The following is a 14115-nucleotide window of genomic DNA, read 5'->3' on the forward strand; positions in this document are numbered from 1 at the left end:
ACCCGCCACGTCTCACTCCGCTGGCTGTGATGCTTTGCCACGATGTCCGGAGACGGCAGCGCCTGCGCTGCGGTCCATGGCAATCAACGGCAGAACGGCAAGCAGCGATACGATGGCGACAATTGTGAAGGCCGTGTGGAAATCCGCCAGCTGCAGGTGCTCACCCGACATGTAGCTGCTGACTTCCAGAATGGTGGCGGCAAAAGCCACGCCGAGCGCAAGGCTGATCTGCTGCAGCACGGATGCCATCGATGTTGCCTGGCTTGCCTGCGAATCGTCGATATCGGAATAGCCGAGCGCGTTTGTGCCTGTAAAGAAGAACGACCGTGCAAAGCCTGCCGTGACCAGAAAGATCATGATCAGAGCATAGGGCGTGTTGGGTGTAAAGAATGCGTTGGCGGCGGTGGTAAAGGCGCCCACGATGCCAGCCCCGATCAAAATCGTTCGAAAGCCTGTCGCTGCAAACACACGGCGCGCCATGAACTTGGTGGTGATGGCCCCAATCGCACCCGCAAAGGTAATCATGCCCGACTGGAACGGGTTGAGCCCAAAGCCGATCTGCAACATCAGCGGCATGAGGAAGGGAATGGCGCCGGTCGAAATGCGAAAGACGGTTCCACTGATCGATGCGGCGCGGAACGTGGCATTGCGGAAGATCTTGAAATCAAGGATCGGCGCGGGGTGCGCTCTGGCGTGCTGTATATAAAAATATCCGCAAATAAAACCGATGATGGTTGTCGATATTCCAACATAGGGCGGTAGCGCGGGCAGGCTGACCACTGAAACGCCGAAGACCACACCAGATGCGGCAATGCCGGATAGGATAAAGCCTTTCGTGTCCATTGGCGGGGGATTGGTCGTTTCGATTTCGGGCAAATAGATCGTCGCGAGCCAAATTCCCAGCACCCCGATGGGCACGTTGATGAGGAAGATCCAGTGCCACGAGAAATAGGTCGTGATGAATCCCCCGATGGGCGGCCCGGTGAGCGGTCCGACCAATCCGGGGATCGTCAGCAGTGCCATGGCGGAGACGAGTTCGGAGCGTTTCGTCGTGCGCAAAAGAACCAGACGCCCGACAGGTGTCATCATCGCGCCGCCCATGCCCTGTAGGAAGCGGGAGACGACGAATTCGACGACAGAAGAGGAGATCGCGCAGCAGATCGAGCCGATGACGAAAATGGCGATCGCGATGCGGAAGATTTTCTTGGCACCGAATTTGTCAGCCATCCAGCCACTGACGGGAATGAAGATTGCCAGTGCCACCATGTAGGAGGTCAGGGCCAGCTTCAGTGTGATAGGCCCGACATGCAAATCGGCAGCAATCGCCGCCAGGGATGTTGCGATGACGGTGGAATCCATCTGCTCCATGAAAAGAGCAACGGCAAGTATAAGCGGAATGACGCGGTTCATGGGGCGATTGCGGGAAGACCGCATCCTGATAAGGTCGTTGCGTGTTACCTACGCCTGTGCGTGCGGTTTGCCAACTAAACATTCGGCAATTTAGGGATTTCCATCACGTCTGTGTGAAACGGATCTTTCTGCACAATCTCGGCGTTCACCAGTGCTAATGCTGTTATGCAGAGGCGCATAATACCGGAGGACTTCATGAAAAATTTATTGACGATGAACAGGCGCAATTTGTTTGCCACCGCAGGACTTGGCGTCCTCGCTGCACCCTTCGTGTTGCGTGGTACGGCATTCGCGCAAGCCACCCAACCGCAAACATCCATGAAAGTCGATCACCTTATGCCACCCGAAACAAATCGCTTTAAACTCGGAAATTTCGAAGTTCTGGTCGTCAAGGATGGCTCTCGCCCCTCTGGCAAGCCGGGCGAGACGTTTGGCACCAATCAGAACGCTGAGACCATCGACGCCCTTCTGCAGGAAAATTTCCTGCCGACGGAGCAATTCGTCAACGGATTTTCGCCGGCGCTGATCAACACCGGTTCCGATCTCGTGCTATTCGATACCGGCTTCGGCGAGAGCGGTCGCGAAGCGGGCAATGGCCGCCTGCTGGAAGGCCTGACTGCCGCCGGTTACAAGCCCGAAGACGTAACCGTGGTCGTGCTGACGCACATGCACGGAGACCATATCGGCGGCCTCGTGGAAAAGGGTGCTCCCGCCTTTGCAAACGCTCGATATGTCATGGGTCAGGTTGAATATGATTTCTGGACGGATCCGAAGCGTGTCGGAACACCGGCCGAAGGGGGACAGAAGGCAGTTCTGGCAAACGTCAAGCCACTGGCTGAAAAAGCAACCTTCATCGGCGATGGCGCAACGGTTGTTTCCGGCATCACCAGTTCTGCTGCATTCGGCCATTCGCCGGGCCATATGATTTTTCATGTCGAGTCGGAAGGCAAGCATCTGGTGTTGACTGCCGATACAGCGAACCACTTCGTGCTTTCGCTTCAGCGTCCGGACTGGGAAGTGCGCTTCGACATGGACAAGGCGGCCGCTGCCGCCACCCGCAAGAAGGTGTTCGACATGGTCTCCACGGACCGGTTGCCGTTCCTCGGCTATCATATGCCGTTCCCATCGGTCGGCTATGCCGAGCGTCAGGATGTGGGCTACCGCTTCGTGCCAAAGTCGTATCAGTTCGACATTTGACATTTGCTGCATCGCTGCAACAGCAAGACCCGGAACGCGTTTCCGGGTTTTTTCTATTTCCTTCCTGTCATGAACGTGTTACCAGCCCTCGCCAACTTCCAAGCAATCCTTTGCAGGGCCGCCGGTGGACTTTTCCTTCCGGAACGGCTTGCATTTTCAAATTAGGAATTTGGCCATGGCTCGCATTATTGAAACACCCACCGGTCTCGATGCTCTGACGTTTGACGACGTGCTGCTTCAGCCGGGTCACTCCGAAGTCATGCCTGGCCAGACGAATATCTCCACCCGCATCGCGCGTGATATCGAGCTTAACCTGCCGATTTTGTCGTCTGCCATGGATACCGTTACGGAGGGGCGTCTTGCCATCGCCATGGCGCAGGCTGGCGGCATTGGCGTCATCCACCGCAACCTGTCTCCGGTCGAGCAGGCGGAGGAGGTTCGTCAGGTCAAGAAGTTCGAAAGCGGCATGGTCGTCAACCCCGTGACGATTGGCCCCGATGCCACGCTTGCCGAAGCGCAGGCCTTGATGAAGACCTACAGCATTTCCGGTATTCCGGTTGTCGAAAATGGTGGTTCGGGTGGTCATAAGACAGGCCGCCTCGTTGGTATTCTGACCAACCGCGATGTGCGTTTTGCATCGGATCCCGGCCAGAAAATCTATGAACTGATGACGCGTGAAAACCTGATCACCGTCAAGGAAAGCAGCGTCGATCAGCAGGAAGCCCGTCGCCTCCTGCACAAGCACCGAATCGAGAAGCTGCTCGTTGTCGACAGCGCCGGCAATTGTGTCGGCCTCATCACCGTCAAGGATATCGAAAAGTCGCAGCTCAACCCCAACGCTACGAAAGACGCGCAGGGCCGCCTGCGTGCAGCAGCCGCTATCAGCGTGGGTGCTGACGCCATAGAACGTGCCGAGCGCCTGATTGCCGCCGGTGTTGATTTGCTGGTGGTAGACACCGCGCATGGTCACTCGCAGCGCGTTCTGGATGCGGTCACGCAGGTCAAGAAGATGTCGAATTCTGTTCGCATCCTCGCCGGAAATGTCGCTACCGCTGACGGCACCAAGGCTTTGATCGATGCAGGCGCCGATGGCGTCAAGGTCGGCATCGGGCCAGGATCGATCTGCACCACACGCATCGTCGCAGGTGTCGGCGTTCCGCAACTCGCGGCCATCATGTCTGCGGTTGAAGCCGCGCGTGAGGCCGATATTCCTGTCATCGCCGACGGTGGCATCAAGTTCTCCGGCGATTTTGCAAAGGCCATTGCGGCAGGTGCATCCGCCGTCATGATCGGCTCACTATTGGCCGGAACTGATGAAAGCCCGGGCGAAGTTTTCCTGTATCAGGGCCGCTCCTTCAAGGCCTATCGGGGCATGGGCTCCGTTGGCGCCATGGCACGCGGCTCGGCGGACCGGTACTTCCAGGCGGAAGTGCGAGACACGCTGAAGCTGGTCCCAGAGGGTATCGAAGGTCAGGTGCCATACAAGGGTCCGGTATCCGGTGTATTGCACCAATTGGCCGGTGGCCTGAAAGCTGCGATGGGATATGTCGGTGGCGGCACCATCAAAGACTTCCAGGAGCGTGCGACTTTCGTGCGTATTTCCGGTGCGGGTCTGCGCGAAAGCCACGCCCATGATGTGACTATTACCCGTGAGAGCCCGAACTATCCCGGCGCAGTGTGATCTGTCGGCTAGCCATATGATATGCCGATAGATTGACGCTCTCCGAATGCTGGTTCGGGGAGCGTTTTTTGCTGAAAAGGAAGCAGGAAATGTCACCCACAACCGCAATGTTCTGGCCCATGATCGCTCACGCCTTTTTGGTCTTCGGTCTCTATGTGCTTCTTTTTATTCGTCGAAGAAAATATACTTTTATCAGCAAAGAAGACTTCAAGCGTTTTCGCGATACGGGCGAAGAGGCGCAGCAAAGCCGGTTGGTGAACAAGAACATCGCCAACCAGTTCGAAATGCCGATGCTATTTCATGCGGCGTGCCTGCTGCTCTACATCACGGATGCTGACAACATAGCGACCATTTTCCTCGCATGGATTTTCGTAGCCGGACGCTACGTGCATTCCTACGTGCATGTCACCAGCAACCGCCTGCGATACCGCGGGCCAGCTTTTGTCGTGAGCTTCGCAGCGCTCGTCCTCATGTGGGGCTGGCTGGCCGTCTGGTTGGCACTGGAGTAGTCTCGCAAGCCCCAGAGGATCGCGAAAAGTTGTTTCGCTAAAATCCTTAGACTACATCGCTTTTCCCGACTTTGCGTTACTGTCTCGCACGACAGTCAAGCGGGAGAACAAGATGACGGATGAACCGAAGATCACCCAGGCCATGATCGACGCCTATGACGATTACACACATCTCAGCCTGGATCGTCGCAAATTCATGGAAAAGCTGACGCTGTTGGCAGGCTCCGGTGCGGCTGCCGCGACGATTGCGCCTCTGTTGGGCGCTAGCGGCGCGCAGGCTGCTATCGTTTCTGAAGCGGATGAACGCCTGATGGCGCAGGATGTTACTTATCCCGGCGCAAACGGTGAAATGAAGGGCTATCTCGTTACGCCGAAGAACGCGTCTGCGTCGCTGGGTTCGGTTATCGTCATTCACGAAAACCGCGGCCTCAACGCACACATCCGAGATGTTGCGCGTCGGGTGGCTCTTGAAGGTTTCGTAGCGCTTGCACCGGATTTTCTGTCCGGGCAGGGTGGCACGCCTGCAGATGAAGACAAGGCCCGCGAGATGTTCAGCGGTCTCGATATGGCTGCAACCGTTGCCGATGCGGAAGCGACGCGTGCGTGGCTGGCCAAGCGCGATGGCGCAAATGGCAAGGTCGGTGCCGTCGGCTTTTGCTGGGGCGGTGGTCTCGTCAACCGTCTCGCGACAAAATCAGGAAGTCTGAATGCAGGCGTTGCCTATTATGGTGCGCAACCCCCTGCACAGGATGTTCCCGCCATCAAGGCACCCCTGCTTTTGCACTATGGTGGCCTTGATGAGCGCATCAACGCGGGTATCGACGCCTATCGCAACGCGCTGGAAACGAATGGAAAGACGTTCGAAATCTTAGTCTATGACGGGGTCAATCACGCCTTTAACAATGATACGTCCAGCGCGCGGTATGACAAGAAAGCTGCGGATCTGGCCTGGGGCCGGACGATCGACTTTTTCCGCAAAAATCTGAGTTGACCCTTCACCAGCCCGGAGCCAATTGGCCGGTGCGCACACGGGCAAGCTTCGGAAACGCCTTCATATCCTCATCCAGCTCGTCGGGAGCAGAGGCGAGCGATATGTTGTCGAGGCAGGCGGTGATGTGGTCGGTGATGGCATTGATGAGCGATGGGGAAAGGCCCGGGCGCTTCATCAGGCCTATCTGTACGGGCGGCAAAGGTGGAAAGCCGTCCGCTGCCGTCAACACCTTCATACCCGTTCGAAGCGTTGATTCCGGTAGGACTGAGACGGCCATACCAGCGAGAACGGCTGCGGCGATGACGGTCGACGACCAGCTTGTGAACAGAACCTGATAATCACGGCCATCGGCGTCCAGTGCCGAGGCAGCCAATTGTCGCCACTGGCAATCACGCCGCCCAACGGCGAGCGGCACCGGCACGTCATCGCGCAAGGGATGATTTGAGGAGGCTACCCAGCAGAGCGGCTCGGTGCGGACGATGTCCGATGCGCGGGTGCGCGGGTTATGAGTGACCAGCGCAATATCCAACTCGCCACGCGCCATCTTCTCCGCCAGGCTGACGGATGGTTCACAGACGATATAGAGCTCGACATTGGGATGCGTCTTGGCAAAACGACCGATGATTTCCGGCATGTAGCGGTCGGCATAATCATCTGGAGTGCCGATGCGCAGCGTACCTTCCAGCCGGTTGTCATCGAAGGCGGCAACCGCCTCGTTGTTCAGACGAATGATGCGGCGGGCATAGTGCATCAGCTTCTCGCCCTCTGCCGTCAGCCTGTTTCCACGCCCGTCCTTTGCAAAGAGCTGCTTGCCCAATCGTTCTTCCAAACGCCGCATCTGCATCGAAACCGCCGATTGCGTCTTGAACACGCGGTCTGCAGCTTTGGTGAAGCTGCCGGAATCGATGATGGCAATGAAGGTGTGCAACTGGTCAATATCGAGGGGTGAAGACATGGCTCTGGGATCCATAAGAATGATTGATGACTGACATTAGAAACATTCGTTGGACTGATCAATGGTCTTGCGACATTTTGACGCCATAAACACCGACAACCAAATGGTCATCCAATGGATGACCGAACCGGCGGCCTTACACGTGGGTGTACAGGCAGCGCCTCATCGTGCCTCATTGAAGGAATAGTGTCATGCGCACGGCAGAACGGAAGATGGAACTGGGTTTGATCGCACCACGCATCGCGACCTTTGAACAGGTCGTGGCAGGCGCCGGCAAAGGTTTCGTTACGTTTTTGCGCCGCATCGCCAATCGCATGGCCGCCAATCGCCTTCTGGACATGGACGATCATCAACTGGCCGATATCGGTTTGACACGGAGCGATCTCAAGACAGCGCTCGATACGGGTCTCTTGGACGATCCGACGACACGGCTTGCGCGCTGCGCCCGAATGGCGGCTGCAAAGTCGTTGTAAGTTTCGCCCTTATCAGTTCCCCCGCAGGGTGATTTGCCAATAAGCCCTGCCTTTGCCCGGTGCCTGCTCTCGAGCTGCACCGGGTTTTTTGTATCGTCGTTTTTAGTATTGGTATTCGTCGAAAACCGGCAACACCGACTTGTTCCAGCGACCGTTGTAAGCGGTCAACAAGTCTTCAGCCATTGTCACCTTCTTGGCCAGAACTTCGTCCAGCGGGTTCAGGAACACGCTTTCGTCCAGTCCATCTTCGTTAAGACGCTTGCGGTTGCGCAGGCCATCGCGCGAGATCGCTACGGTTTCGCGCGCGACGTCGAGCAGGGAACGACCCGCCACACTCGCCTTTAAACCTTGAGCAGGCACTGTATCGCGCATGGCGATAACGTCTTCGACGGTCCAGTCCTTTGTCAATTCGTCGGCAGCGGTCAGGGCGCTGTCATCGTAAAGCAGGCCGACCCAATAGGCGGGCAGGGCACAGATACGACGCCATGGGCCGCCATCAGCGCCACGCATTTCGAGGAAGCGCTTGAGGCGAACATCCGGGAACAACGTCGACAGGTGATTGGTCCAGTCGCCCAGATTGGGTTGCCAATCGGCAATCTGCCCCTTCAGCGCGCCGCTCATGAACTGGCGGAAGGTCATGTCGGTGCAGTCACGATATCTGCCGTCACGCACGATAAAGTACATCGGCACGTCCAGCGCCCATTCGACATAATGCCGGAAGCCGAAATCCTTCTCGAAAGTGAAGGGCAGCACGCCGGAGCGACGGTTGTCGGTATCGCGCCAGATGTCACCGCGCCAGGAAAGCAACCCGTTCGGCTTTCCTTCTGTAAACGGCGAGGATGCAAACAGCGCAGTGGCAACCGACTGCAATTTCATCGACACGCGCATCTTGCGACGCATATCTGCTTCCGACGAGAAATCGAGATTCACCTGGATCGTGCAGGTACGATACATCATGTCCAAACCCTGGGTGCCAACCTTGGGCATATACCGCGTCATGATGGCGTAGCGGGATTTCGGCATTTGCGGCGTTTCGTCATAGGTCCAGAGCGGGCTACCGCCGATGCCCAGAAAACGGATACCCATGGGCTCGGCGATCTCGCGTACCGTCGCAAGGTGCCGGTTGGATTCCTTGCAGGTCTCATGCAGGGTTTCCAGGGGTGCGCCTGATAGTTCGAACTGACCACCAGGTTCGATCGAAATCGCGCCCATGCCAGAGGGTTCGCTAAGCCCGATGATATTGCCCTCGTCAATGATCGGCTCCCAACCCATCTTCGCCTGCATGCCTTTCAGCAAAGCAGAGATGCTGGCGTCGCCGAAATAGGGCACCGGCTTGTTGCCGTCCTTGAAGAAGGCAAATTTTTCATGCTCTGTGCCGATGCGAAATTTTTCGACGGGCTTGCAGCCTTCCGCCAGATAGTCGATCAATTCCTGTGCCGAGGAGATGGGTGTCTGATCGGTCGTGTCGCGGGCCATGAAATTACCTTATGGTCGATGTTGCCTGTGAGGCTTTGAATTCGCTGATAGGGTGCCGCATCGCCGCACGCAAATGAATTTCTTTCAAGCATGGTTTGAGTGCGTTTGTTTAGCGACCTAACCGTGCCTCTTGGTGCATTATTTCCAGTCACCCAGCGTCGCCTGAATGACCGCAAGCGCTGCGACCCCTGCCGTATCCGCCCGCAGGATGCGGGGGCCAAGCGGAATGGGTGTGACAAATGGGTGGTTGCGTAGCAAGGACTGCTCCTCTTCCGAAAATCCACCCTCTGGCCCAACCAGCAAGGCGATATGCGTCTCCTCAATACGGTTGAGAACCGGCAACGGATTTTGTCCTTCGTCGCCTTCATCACAGTAAATGATGCGGCGGGTCGCGGGCCATGTTTCCAACAGATCTTTCAGCCTGACAGGCTCTTCAACCTGCGGCACGGCCAGGATACCGCATTGTTCCGCTGCTTCCACGACATTGGCACGCAGCTTGTCGAGATTGTTGATCTTGCCTTGAACATGTTGGGTCAAGACAGGCTGAAGAACTCCGGCCCCCATCTCCACTGCCTTTTGCACCACATAGTCCAGACGGCCTGTTTTCAGCGGTGCGAAGAGATAGTGAAGGTCTGACGCGGCGGGTTGCGGTCGCGTTTGCCGGGTGGCTGTCAGGCTTATCTTTTTGCGTGTGGGATAGGAAAGCTCAGCCTTCCACTCGCCATCACGCCCATTGAACAGAAGGATTTCGGCTCCATCCGCCATGCGAAGGACATTGGCCAGATAATTGAACTGGTCACTGGTTGTCTCGAACGCCGCACCGGCATTGAGGGACTGGCTGACGAAAAGCCGTTGCATTCGGAAATTGGCGCGCATGGTTCTCTTTGAATTTTACAGCTGAAGATCGCCACAGCTAGAGCCTGATGAAAAGAATATACATGATTCCATAACACGCTGCAGACAATGCCGCGCTGGTCGGAACGGTGATGATCCAGGCTGCGATAATCGTCATGAAATGGGAGCGCCGAACCAGATACCGGCGGCGCACCTCGGAGGTGTTTTCGGTGTCATCTCCGCTCTCGCTCTGACCATTGCCTGACTCTAACTGACGTCTGGCATTTTGTGTGTACCACTCGCGAAAAAAGCCGACGCCGAAGACGGCCCCGATCGCCGTATGGGTCGTGCTGACGGGCATGCCGAACCGGGATGCGACGAGGACAGTCAGAGCCGTTGAAACCGAGACGCAAAATGCACGCATCGGGTTGAGCTTGGTGATCTGCTCCCCCACCAGCCGGATCAGGCGTGGACCGAACAGGAGGATGCCACAGGAGAGGCCAAACGCGCCGATCAACATCACCCATTGCGGTGCCCGCGCGGTTTCACCAACGATGACGCCCTGGGTGGCACGCACAATGGCCACAACCGGGCCGATGGCATTGGAAACATCATTTGCGCCATGAGCAAAGGACATCAGGGCGGCGGCAAGAATGAGCGGCCATTGAAACAGTTTGCGCAGCGATTGGTTTCGGTTCTCAAGGCCCTGTGATTGACGCGCGATGAGGGGGATAGCGAGGCGCCAGTTCAAAAGGCCGACTGCCAGGCCAGACAATATTGCCGTTCCAAACGAAATGATGACCAAATGGTGGAGGCCAACCCAGATGAGATAGGCGGTGAAGACGCCGCTCATGATACCGATGAGCACCGGTACCCAGACTTGCGCAGCCGCAATCTTGTCGTCGCGATAGATGATGAATTTCTTGATGAAGGCAAGCAGAAGAATGGCAAAAAACGCACTGATGAAAGGCGTTGCGACCCAAGTCATGGCAATGCCGCCCAGGGAAAGCCAGTCGACCGCGCCAAAACCATAGGCAGCGGTGCCCGCGCCCGCGACCCCGCCAACAACTGTGTGCGTTGTCGAAATCGGGGCCCTGAGATAATTCGAAAGATTGACGAGCAAAGCGGCCGTGATCAAGGCCGACAGCATCGCCCATGCGAAGATCGAGCTATCGGGGATGGTTTTGATGTTGATAATGCCGCTGGAGATCGTTTCCACGACATTGCCACCGGTGATCACCGCCCCCATGACTTCGCAGACGGCGCCGATGATGAGCGCCACAGCGATCGGCATCGCTTTGGCACCGACTGCTGGGCCGACATTGTTGGCAACATCCTTGGCGCCAATGTTCATCGCCATGTAAGCGCCGATGACGACTGCTGCAAAGACAATCATGCCGCCAGGCTGACCGATGACGAAAATGCTAGCAACCAATGCCGAAATGATGAGGAACAACAGCCCCAGCCCCGGTGCCATCATACCACGGCTGAGGTGATAGCTGGCCTCTTCGACAAGCGAAAGCTTATCCAGGTCCTTGTCCAGTGTCGGCTTCATGCGGCCATGGGGTGGTTGCGCCATTGTTCTGCTTTCGGCTGCGGTGTTTACCGCATGTGCAGGCGCAAGCGGTTATTCAGATTTATAGATTTACGATGTCTTGCGTCGGTTGCTGTTGCGTTTGCGCCATTTGCTTGTCGAAGGAAAGGAAAAGTTCCTTCAATTCCGGTTCGTTGACACGGCGCGAGGCTTCCTGTGGCGTGACCCATTCCAGCGTTCGACTTGCGCGCTCAGGGAAATTCTTGACCATATCCACGACCTCAAGCAGATGGACCTGCACGCGACAAGGGACCTGCACGCCATTGCGCAGCTTCTTGTCATAATCAAAAAATCCGAAATGGTTCTTTTCGACGCGGCCACGGACACCGGCCTCCTCAAACGCCTCGCGTTCGGCGACGGCATGGGCCTTCTTGCCCTCCATAGGCCAACCCTTGGGAATAACCCATCGGCCCGTGTCCCGGCTGGTCAGCAAAAGCACTTCAACATCACCGGTCTTCTTTGCACGACGATAGCACAGAGCTGCGTATTGCTGTCGCGGAGGGCGACGCAAAATCAAGCAGACGTCATTTGCCAGTCGTGTCAACAGATTCAATTCATGAAGTCCTTATCTAAAAAATCTATATATAATACGTCCGGTATTACCGTCAGAACGCAACTCGTCCACCACAATCTATGGTATTAAACGATTCGCTTAATTGTCCTGCTGTGGAGGACCAAGGTCAATGCTGCTTGAGCTCGGGCTTAAGCATTTTTGATGTTGAACACATATTTGATGTGATCAGGCGAGGTCCTAAACGGACATCCAGTGCTTCAAACCGGATATAACGCCATCTGCCTCTTTTTCAAGTGCGAGATAGGCATGGCTCTGTTTCACGGCGAGTGCTTTCAGTTCAGGCAAAGCGTTTGCAACAATGATACCGCGCACGCCTGATAACTCGAACATCGCCTTGTCATTGCCTGTATCTCCGGCAACGGCGACCTCATCTAGGCCAATGCTCAGATGATTGCAAAGCCACCTGATTGCCGCACCCTTGTCAGCAGACCGTGGCAGGATATCGAGATCACGATTGCTTGAGTAGACGATGCGCGCATCGATCCCGCTATCCGAAAGCTGTTTCTCCAGCCTGGAAAGATCGGCCTCGCTCGCGTTGTCCAGGTACCAGCTTGACTTCAAACCATGCTGATAACGCTCGGGTTGAATGCTGATGCCAGGAACGTCTGAGATGAGGGATGAAATTTTTGCCGTGTCGAAGGCTTGGCCGAGCGAGGATGTGTAGGTCTGCTGCAACGAAGGCTTTTCGCGACACGACATCATCGTCCCCACGCCGCCGATCACGTAATCCGGTGATGGAAGAGGGACCTGCTCCATCAATTCGAGCTGGTCATCCAGAAGCCGTCCGCTGTTGAACACCAGAAGCGGACGGTTTTCATCCGGCAAGGACTGCCAGAAGTCGCGGAACCGGGCCGTTGCGGCGTTATCGCCGACAACGGTTCCGTCAAGATCAGTCGAGAAAATGCGAACAGGTTTCAATCGCCATCATTCCATGGTTCGGCCCAATCGGACTCTTCCAGCACAGGCATCATTGGTCGTCCCTCGACAACGGCCAGAAGCTGCTGAGCTATCCCTGTCCAGGTAAACAGGCTGCGGGCCTTGTGCGCACCCATGCGGGACAACCGCCCGTAGAGCCGTTCGTGCTTGAACGGTTTCATCATGGTAATGCCAAGATCTTCCTTGTCGAAGGGATCGGCAAACAGCGCATGGCGACCATAGCTGACGGCGCGGAAGAGGCCGCCATGAATGGTGACGACGGTCGGTGTACCGCTTGCCATGGCCTCGATAGCCGTCATGCCAAAGGGCTCATAACGGCTGGAAAGCACGAACATGTCGGCGGCGCGGTAGATATCCGGCAGATCCTCATCGGCAACGTAGCCAGAGAAGATAACCTTGTCCTCAAGGTTCAGAGAGTTCACCCGCGCCTTCAACTGATTGAGAATCGTGGTTTCCTGCTCGTCCATATTCTCGCCGCCGACCGCAAGATGCAGTCGCGCCTCCGGCTCTCGTTCGGCCAGGACCGAAAAGCCGTCGATCAACAGGTCGTATCCCTTATTGGTGGCGAGACGGCCAAGGGCAAGAACGGTCTTGCCTTCGAATCCGAAGCGCTGACGTAGCATCTGCCGTGATCCTTCCGAGACCGGGAAAAAGCGGTTGTCGTCGTATCCGGGTGGGATCATGTGGATATGCTTGCGCTTCAGGCCGTAATCTTCGATCAGCACGTCTAGCTGAACCGGCGTTGTCGCAATGACCATGTCGCAGCTGCGGTAGATGATGAGCTCGTGCTGAATGCGCTCCTTGAAGTTGAACTCCAGTTCAAACGTATCGGCCTTCTCAGGGTAATCCGTCTCCATCTGGCGCTTTTTCCAGATGCCGAGCGAGTGCGGTGTGTGGAGATGCGATACTTTCAACGCTTCGGACAGGCGCTGGCCGGCGACACCGGCGTCCCAGTAATGGCTGTTGATGAAGGAGTAGCTCAGGCTGTTCTTCTTGATGAAACGAAGCGCATTTTCGCACCATTCCATCAGATGGCGGTGAAGATATTCTTTAGGAATGAAGTCCTTGCCGCCGCAGGGAATGCGAACGACCCGAACTCGCTCATCGACTTCATCGATTTCAGGCTGGTCTTCGAACTGGCGTGTGTAAAGATCGACAGTATATCCGAGCTGACCAAGTTTTTTAGCAAGCTCCAGGACATAAACGACCTGCCCGCCGGTATCTGCTGCGCCAAGTGGCGGGTGTGCGGCTACGTAGCCATGTGTCGATATGAGTGCTATCCGGGGATAGCGTTCAGTTTCGCTCAAGGTGATCATAGCGTCCCATCGTAGTAAAAATTTCCAGTTAACACCCTAAAAAGCATGCGAAGCCGGAAAAGTTCCATCAAAAGACGATAAAAATTCTGAATTATGGTATCAGTAGGGCGCTGATGATAGCGGTACGGCAAGTCATGTGGTTCCGGCACCTTGCATCACGACAACAATC

The 14115-nt window shown here is 56.2% G+C and carries 13 protein-coding genes; 5 read left to right on the plus strand and 8 right to left on the minus strand.

The genetic code is table 11. The features are described 5' to 3' along the window. Window positions 1-12: 12 nt before the first annotated feature. Window positions 13-1410, minus strand: coding sequence for an MDR family MFS transporter (locus GGQ73_RS03930; RefSeq protein WP_183894457.1), 1398 nt, complete (start codon window positions 1408-1410; stop codon window positions 13-15). A 213-nt stretch (window positions 1411-1623) separates the two neighbouring features. Between GGQ73_RS03930 and GGQ73_RS03935 the strand changes: the two genes are divergently transcribed. From GGQ73_RS03935 to GGQ73_RS03950, 4 genes are all read left to right on the plus strand, one after another. After that, on the plus strand, window positions 1624-2607 hold the full coding sequence (locus GGQ73_RS03935) for an MBL fold metallo-hydrolase (protein ID WP_412762951.1): 984 nt from the start codon (window positions 1624-1626) through the stop codon (window positions 2605-2607). Between the two features lie 175 nt (window positions 2608-2782). Further along, window positions 2783-4288, plus strand: a complete 1506-nt coding sequence (guaB, locus tag GGQ73_RS03940; RefSeq protein WP_183894116.1) for an IMP dehydrogenase — start codon at window positions 2783-2785, stop codon at window positions 4286-4288. A 107-nt stretch (window positions 4289-4395) separates the two neighbouring features. Then, window positions 4396-4797, plus strand: coding sequence for an MAPEG family protein (locus GGQ73_RS03945; RefSeq protein ID WP_183894459.1), 402 nt, complete (start codon window positions 4396-4398; stop codon window positions 4795-4797). A gap of 112 nt (window positions 4798-4909) precedes the next feature. Next, the gene (locus GGQ73_RS03950; RefSeq protein ID WP_183894118.1) at window positions 4910-5788 is read left to right on the plus strand and encodes a dienelactone hydrolase family protein; all 879 of its coding nucleotides are present in this window, start codon (window positions 4910-4912) and stop codon (window positions 5786-5788) included. 4 nt (window positions 5789-5792) lie between these two features. Here the strand turns inward: GGQ73_RS03950 and GGQ73_RS03955 are convergent, their stop codons facing one another. Further along, window positions 5793-6743 (minus strand): LysR substrate-binding domain-containing protein, encoded by a 951-nt coding sequence (locus GGQ73_RS03955; RefSeq protein ID WP_174152152.1) that lies wholly within the window; start codon window positions 6741-6743, stop codon window positions 5793-5795. A 191-nt stretch (window positions 6744-6934) separates the two neighbouring features. Between GGQ73_RS03955 and GGQ73_RS03960 the strand changes: the two genes are divergently transcribed. Further along, window positions 6935-7216, plus strand: a complete 282-nt coding sequence (locus GGQ73_RS03960) for a DUF1127 domain-containing protein (RefSeq protein ID WP_183894120.1) — start codon at window positions 6935-6937, stop codon at window positions 7214-7216. A gap of 102 nt (window positions 7217-7318) precedes the next feature. On the opposite strand, the gene GGQ73_RS03965 is transcribed toward GGQ73_RS03960, so the two are convergent. The 6 genes from GGQ73_RS03965 to GGQ73_RS03990 all read right to left on the minus strand — a co-directional run bounded on the left by GGQ73_RS03965 (window position 7319) and on the right by GGQ73_RS03990 (window position 13946). After that, complete coding sequence (locus GGQ73_RS03965; RefSeq protein ID WP_183894122.1) at window positions 7319-8692, minus strand: glutamate--cysteine ligase; 1374 nt, start codon at window positions 8690-8692, stop codon at window positions 7319-7321. Window positions 8693-8830: 138 nt separating this feature from the next. Further along, window positions 8831-9568, minus strand: coding sequence for a 16S rRNA (uracil(1498)-N(3))-methyltransferase (locus tag GGQ73_RS03970; RefSeq protein WP_183894124.1), 738 nt, complete (start codon window positions 9566-9568; stop codon window positions 8831-8833). A 37-nt stretch (window positions 9569-9605) separates the two neighbouring features. Continuing rightward, window positions 9606-11105: an inorganic phosphate transporter gene (locus tag GGQ73_RS03975; RefSeq protein ID WP_183894126.1), complete on the minus strand. Its 1500-nt coding sequence runs from the start codon at window positions 11103-11105 to the stop codon at window positions 9606-9608. Between the two features lie 58 nt (window positions 11106-11163). After that, on the minus strand, window positions 11164-11673 hold the full coding sequence (locus GGQ73_RS03980; protein ID WP_183894128.1) for an NUDIX hydrolase: 510 nt from the start codon (window positions 11671-11673) through the stop codon (window positions 11164-11166). Between the two features lie 198 nt (window positions 11674-11871). Continuing rightward, a complete protein-coding gene (locus GGQ73_RS03985) occupies window positions 11872-12612 on the minus strand; it encodes an HAD-IIB family hydrolase (RefSeq protein ID WP_183894130.1) in 741 nt (246 codons plus the stop codon). After that, window positions 12609-13946, minus strand: a complete 1338-nt coding sequence (locus GGQ73_RS03990; RefSeq protein WP_174152159.1) for a glycosyltransferase family 4 protein — start codon at window positions 13944-13946, stop codon at window positions 12609-12611. Before GGQ73_RS03990 ends, GGQ73_RS03985 begins: the two co-directional genes overlap by 4 nt. Window positions 13947-14115 lie beyond the last annotated feature (169 nt).

The organism is Rhizobium skierniewicense, from assembly GCF_014196515.1.
GTDB lineage: Bacteria > Pseudomonadota > Alphaproteobacteria > Rhizobiales > Rhizobiaceae > Agrobacterium > Agrobacterium skierniewicense.

Excerpts from the sequence above, each read along its gene's own strand:
- GGQ73_RS03930 (WP_183894457.1), bottom strand. The coding sequence starts at position 1,410 with ATGAACCGCGTCATTCCGCTTATACTTGCCGTTGCTCTTTTCATGGAG.
- GGQ73_RS03935 (WP_412762951.1), top strand. The coding sequence starts at position 1,624 with ATGAACAGGCGCAATTTGTTTGCCACCGCAGGACTTGGCGTCCTCGCT.
- guaB (WP_183894116.1), top strand. The coding sequence starts at position 2,783 with ATGGCTCGCATTATTGAAACACCCACCGGTCTCGATGCTCTGACGTTT.
- GGQ73_RS03945 (WP_183894459.1), top strand. The coding sequence starts at position 4,396 with ATGTTCTGGCCCATGATCGCTCACGCCTTTTTGGTCTTCGGTCTCTAT.
- GGQ73_RS03950 (WP_183894118.1), top strand. The coding sequence starts at position 4,910 with ATGACGGATGAACCGAAGATCACCCAGGCCATGATCGACGCCTATGAC.
- GGQ73_RS03955 (WP_174152152.1), bottom strand. The coding sequence starts at position 6,743 with ATGTCTTCACCCCTCGATATTGACCAGTTGCACACCTTCATTGCCATC.
- GGQ73_RS03960 (WP_183894120.1), top strand. The coding sequence starts at position 6,935 with ATGCGCACGGCAGAACGGAAGATGGAACTGGGTTTGATCGCACCACGC.
- GGQ73_RS03965 (WP_183894122.1), bottom strand. The coding sequence starts at position 8,692 with ATGGCCCGCGACACGACCGATCAGACACCCATCTCCTCGGCACAGGAA.
- GGQ73_RS03970 (WP_183894124.1), bottom strand. The coding sequence starts at position 9,568 with ATGCGCGCCAATTTCCGAATGCAACGGCTTTTCGTCAGCCAGTCCCTC.
- GGQ73_RS03975 (WP_183894126.1), bottom strand. The coding sequence starts at position 11,105 with ATGGCGCAACCACCCCATGGCCGCATGAAGCCGACACTGGACAAGGAC.
- GGQ73_RS03990 (WP_174152159.1), bottom strand. The coding sequence starts at position 13,946 with ATGATCACCTTGAGCGAAACTGAACGCTATCCCCGGATAGCACTCATA.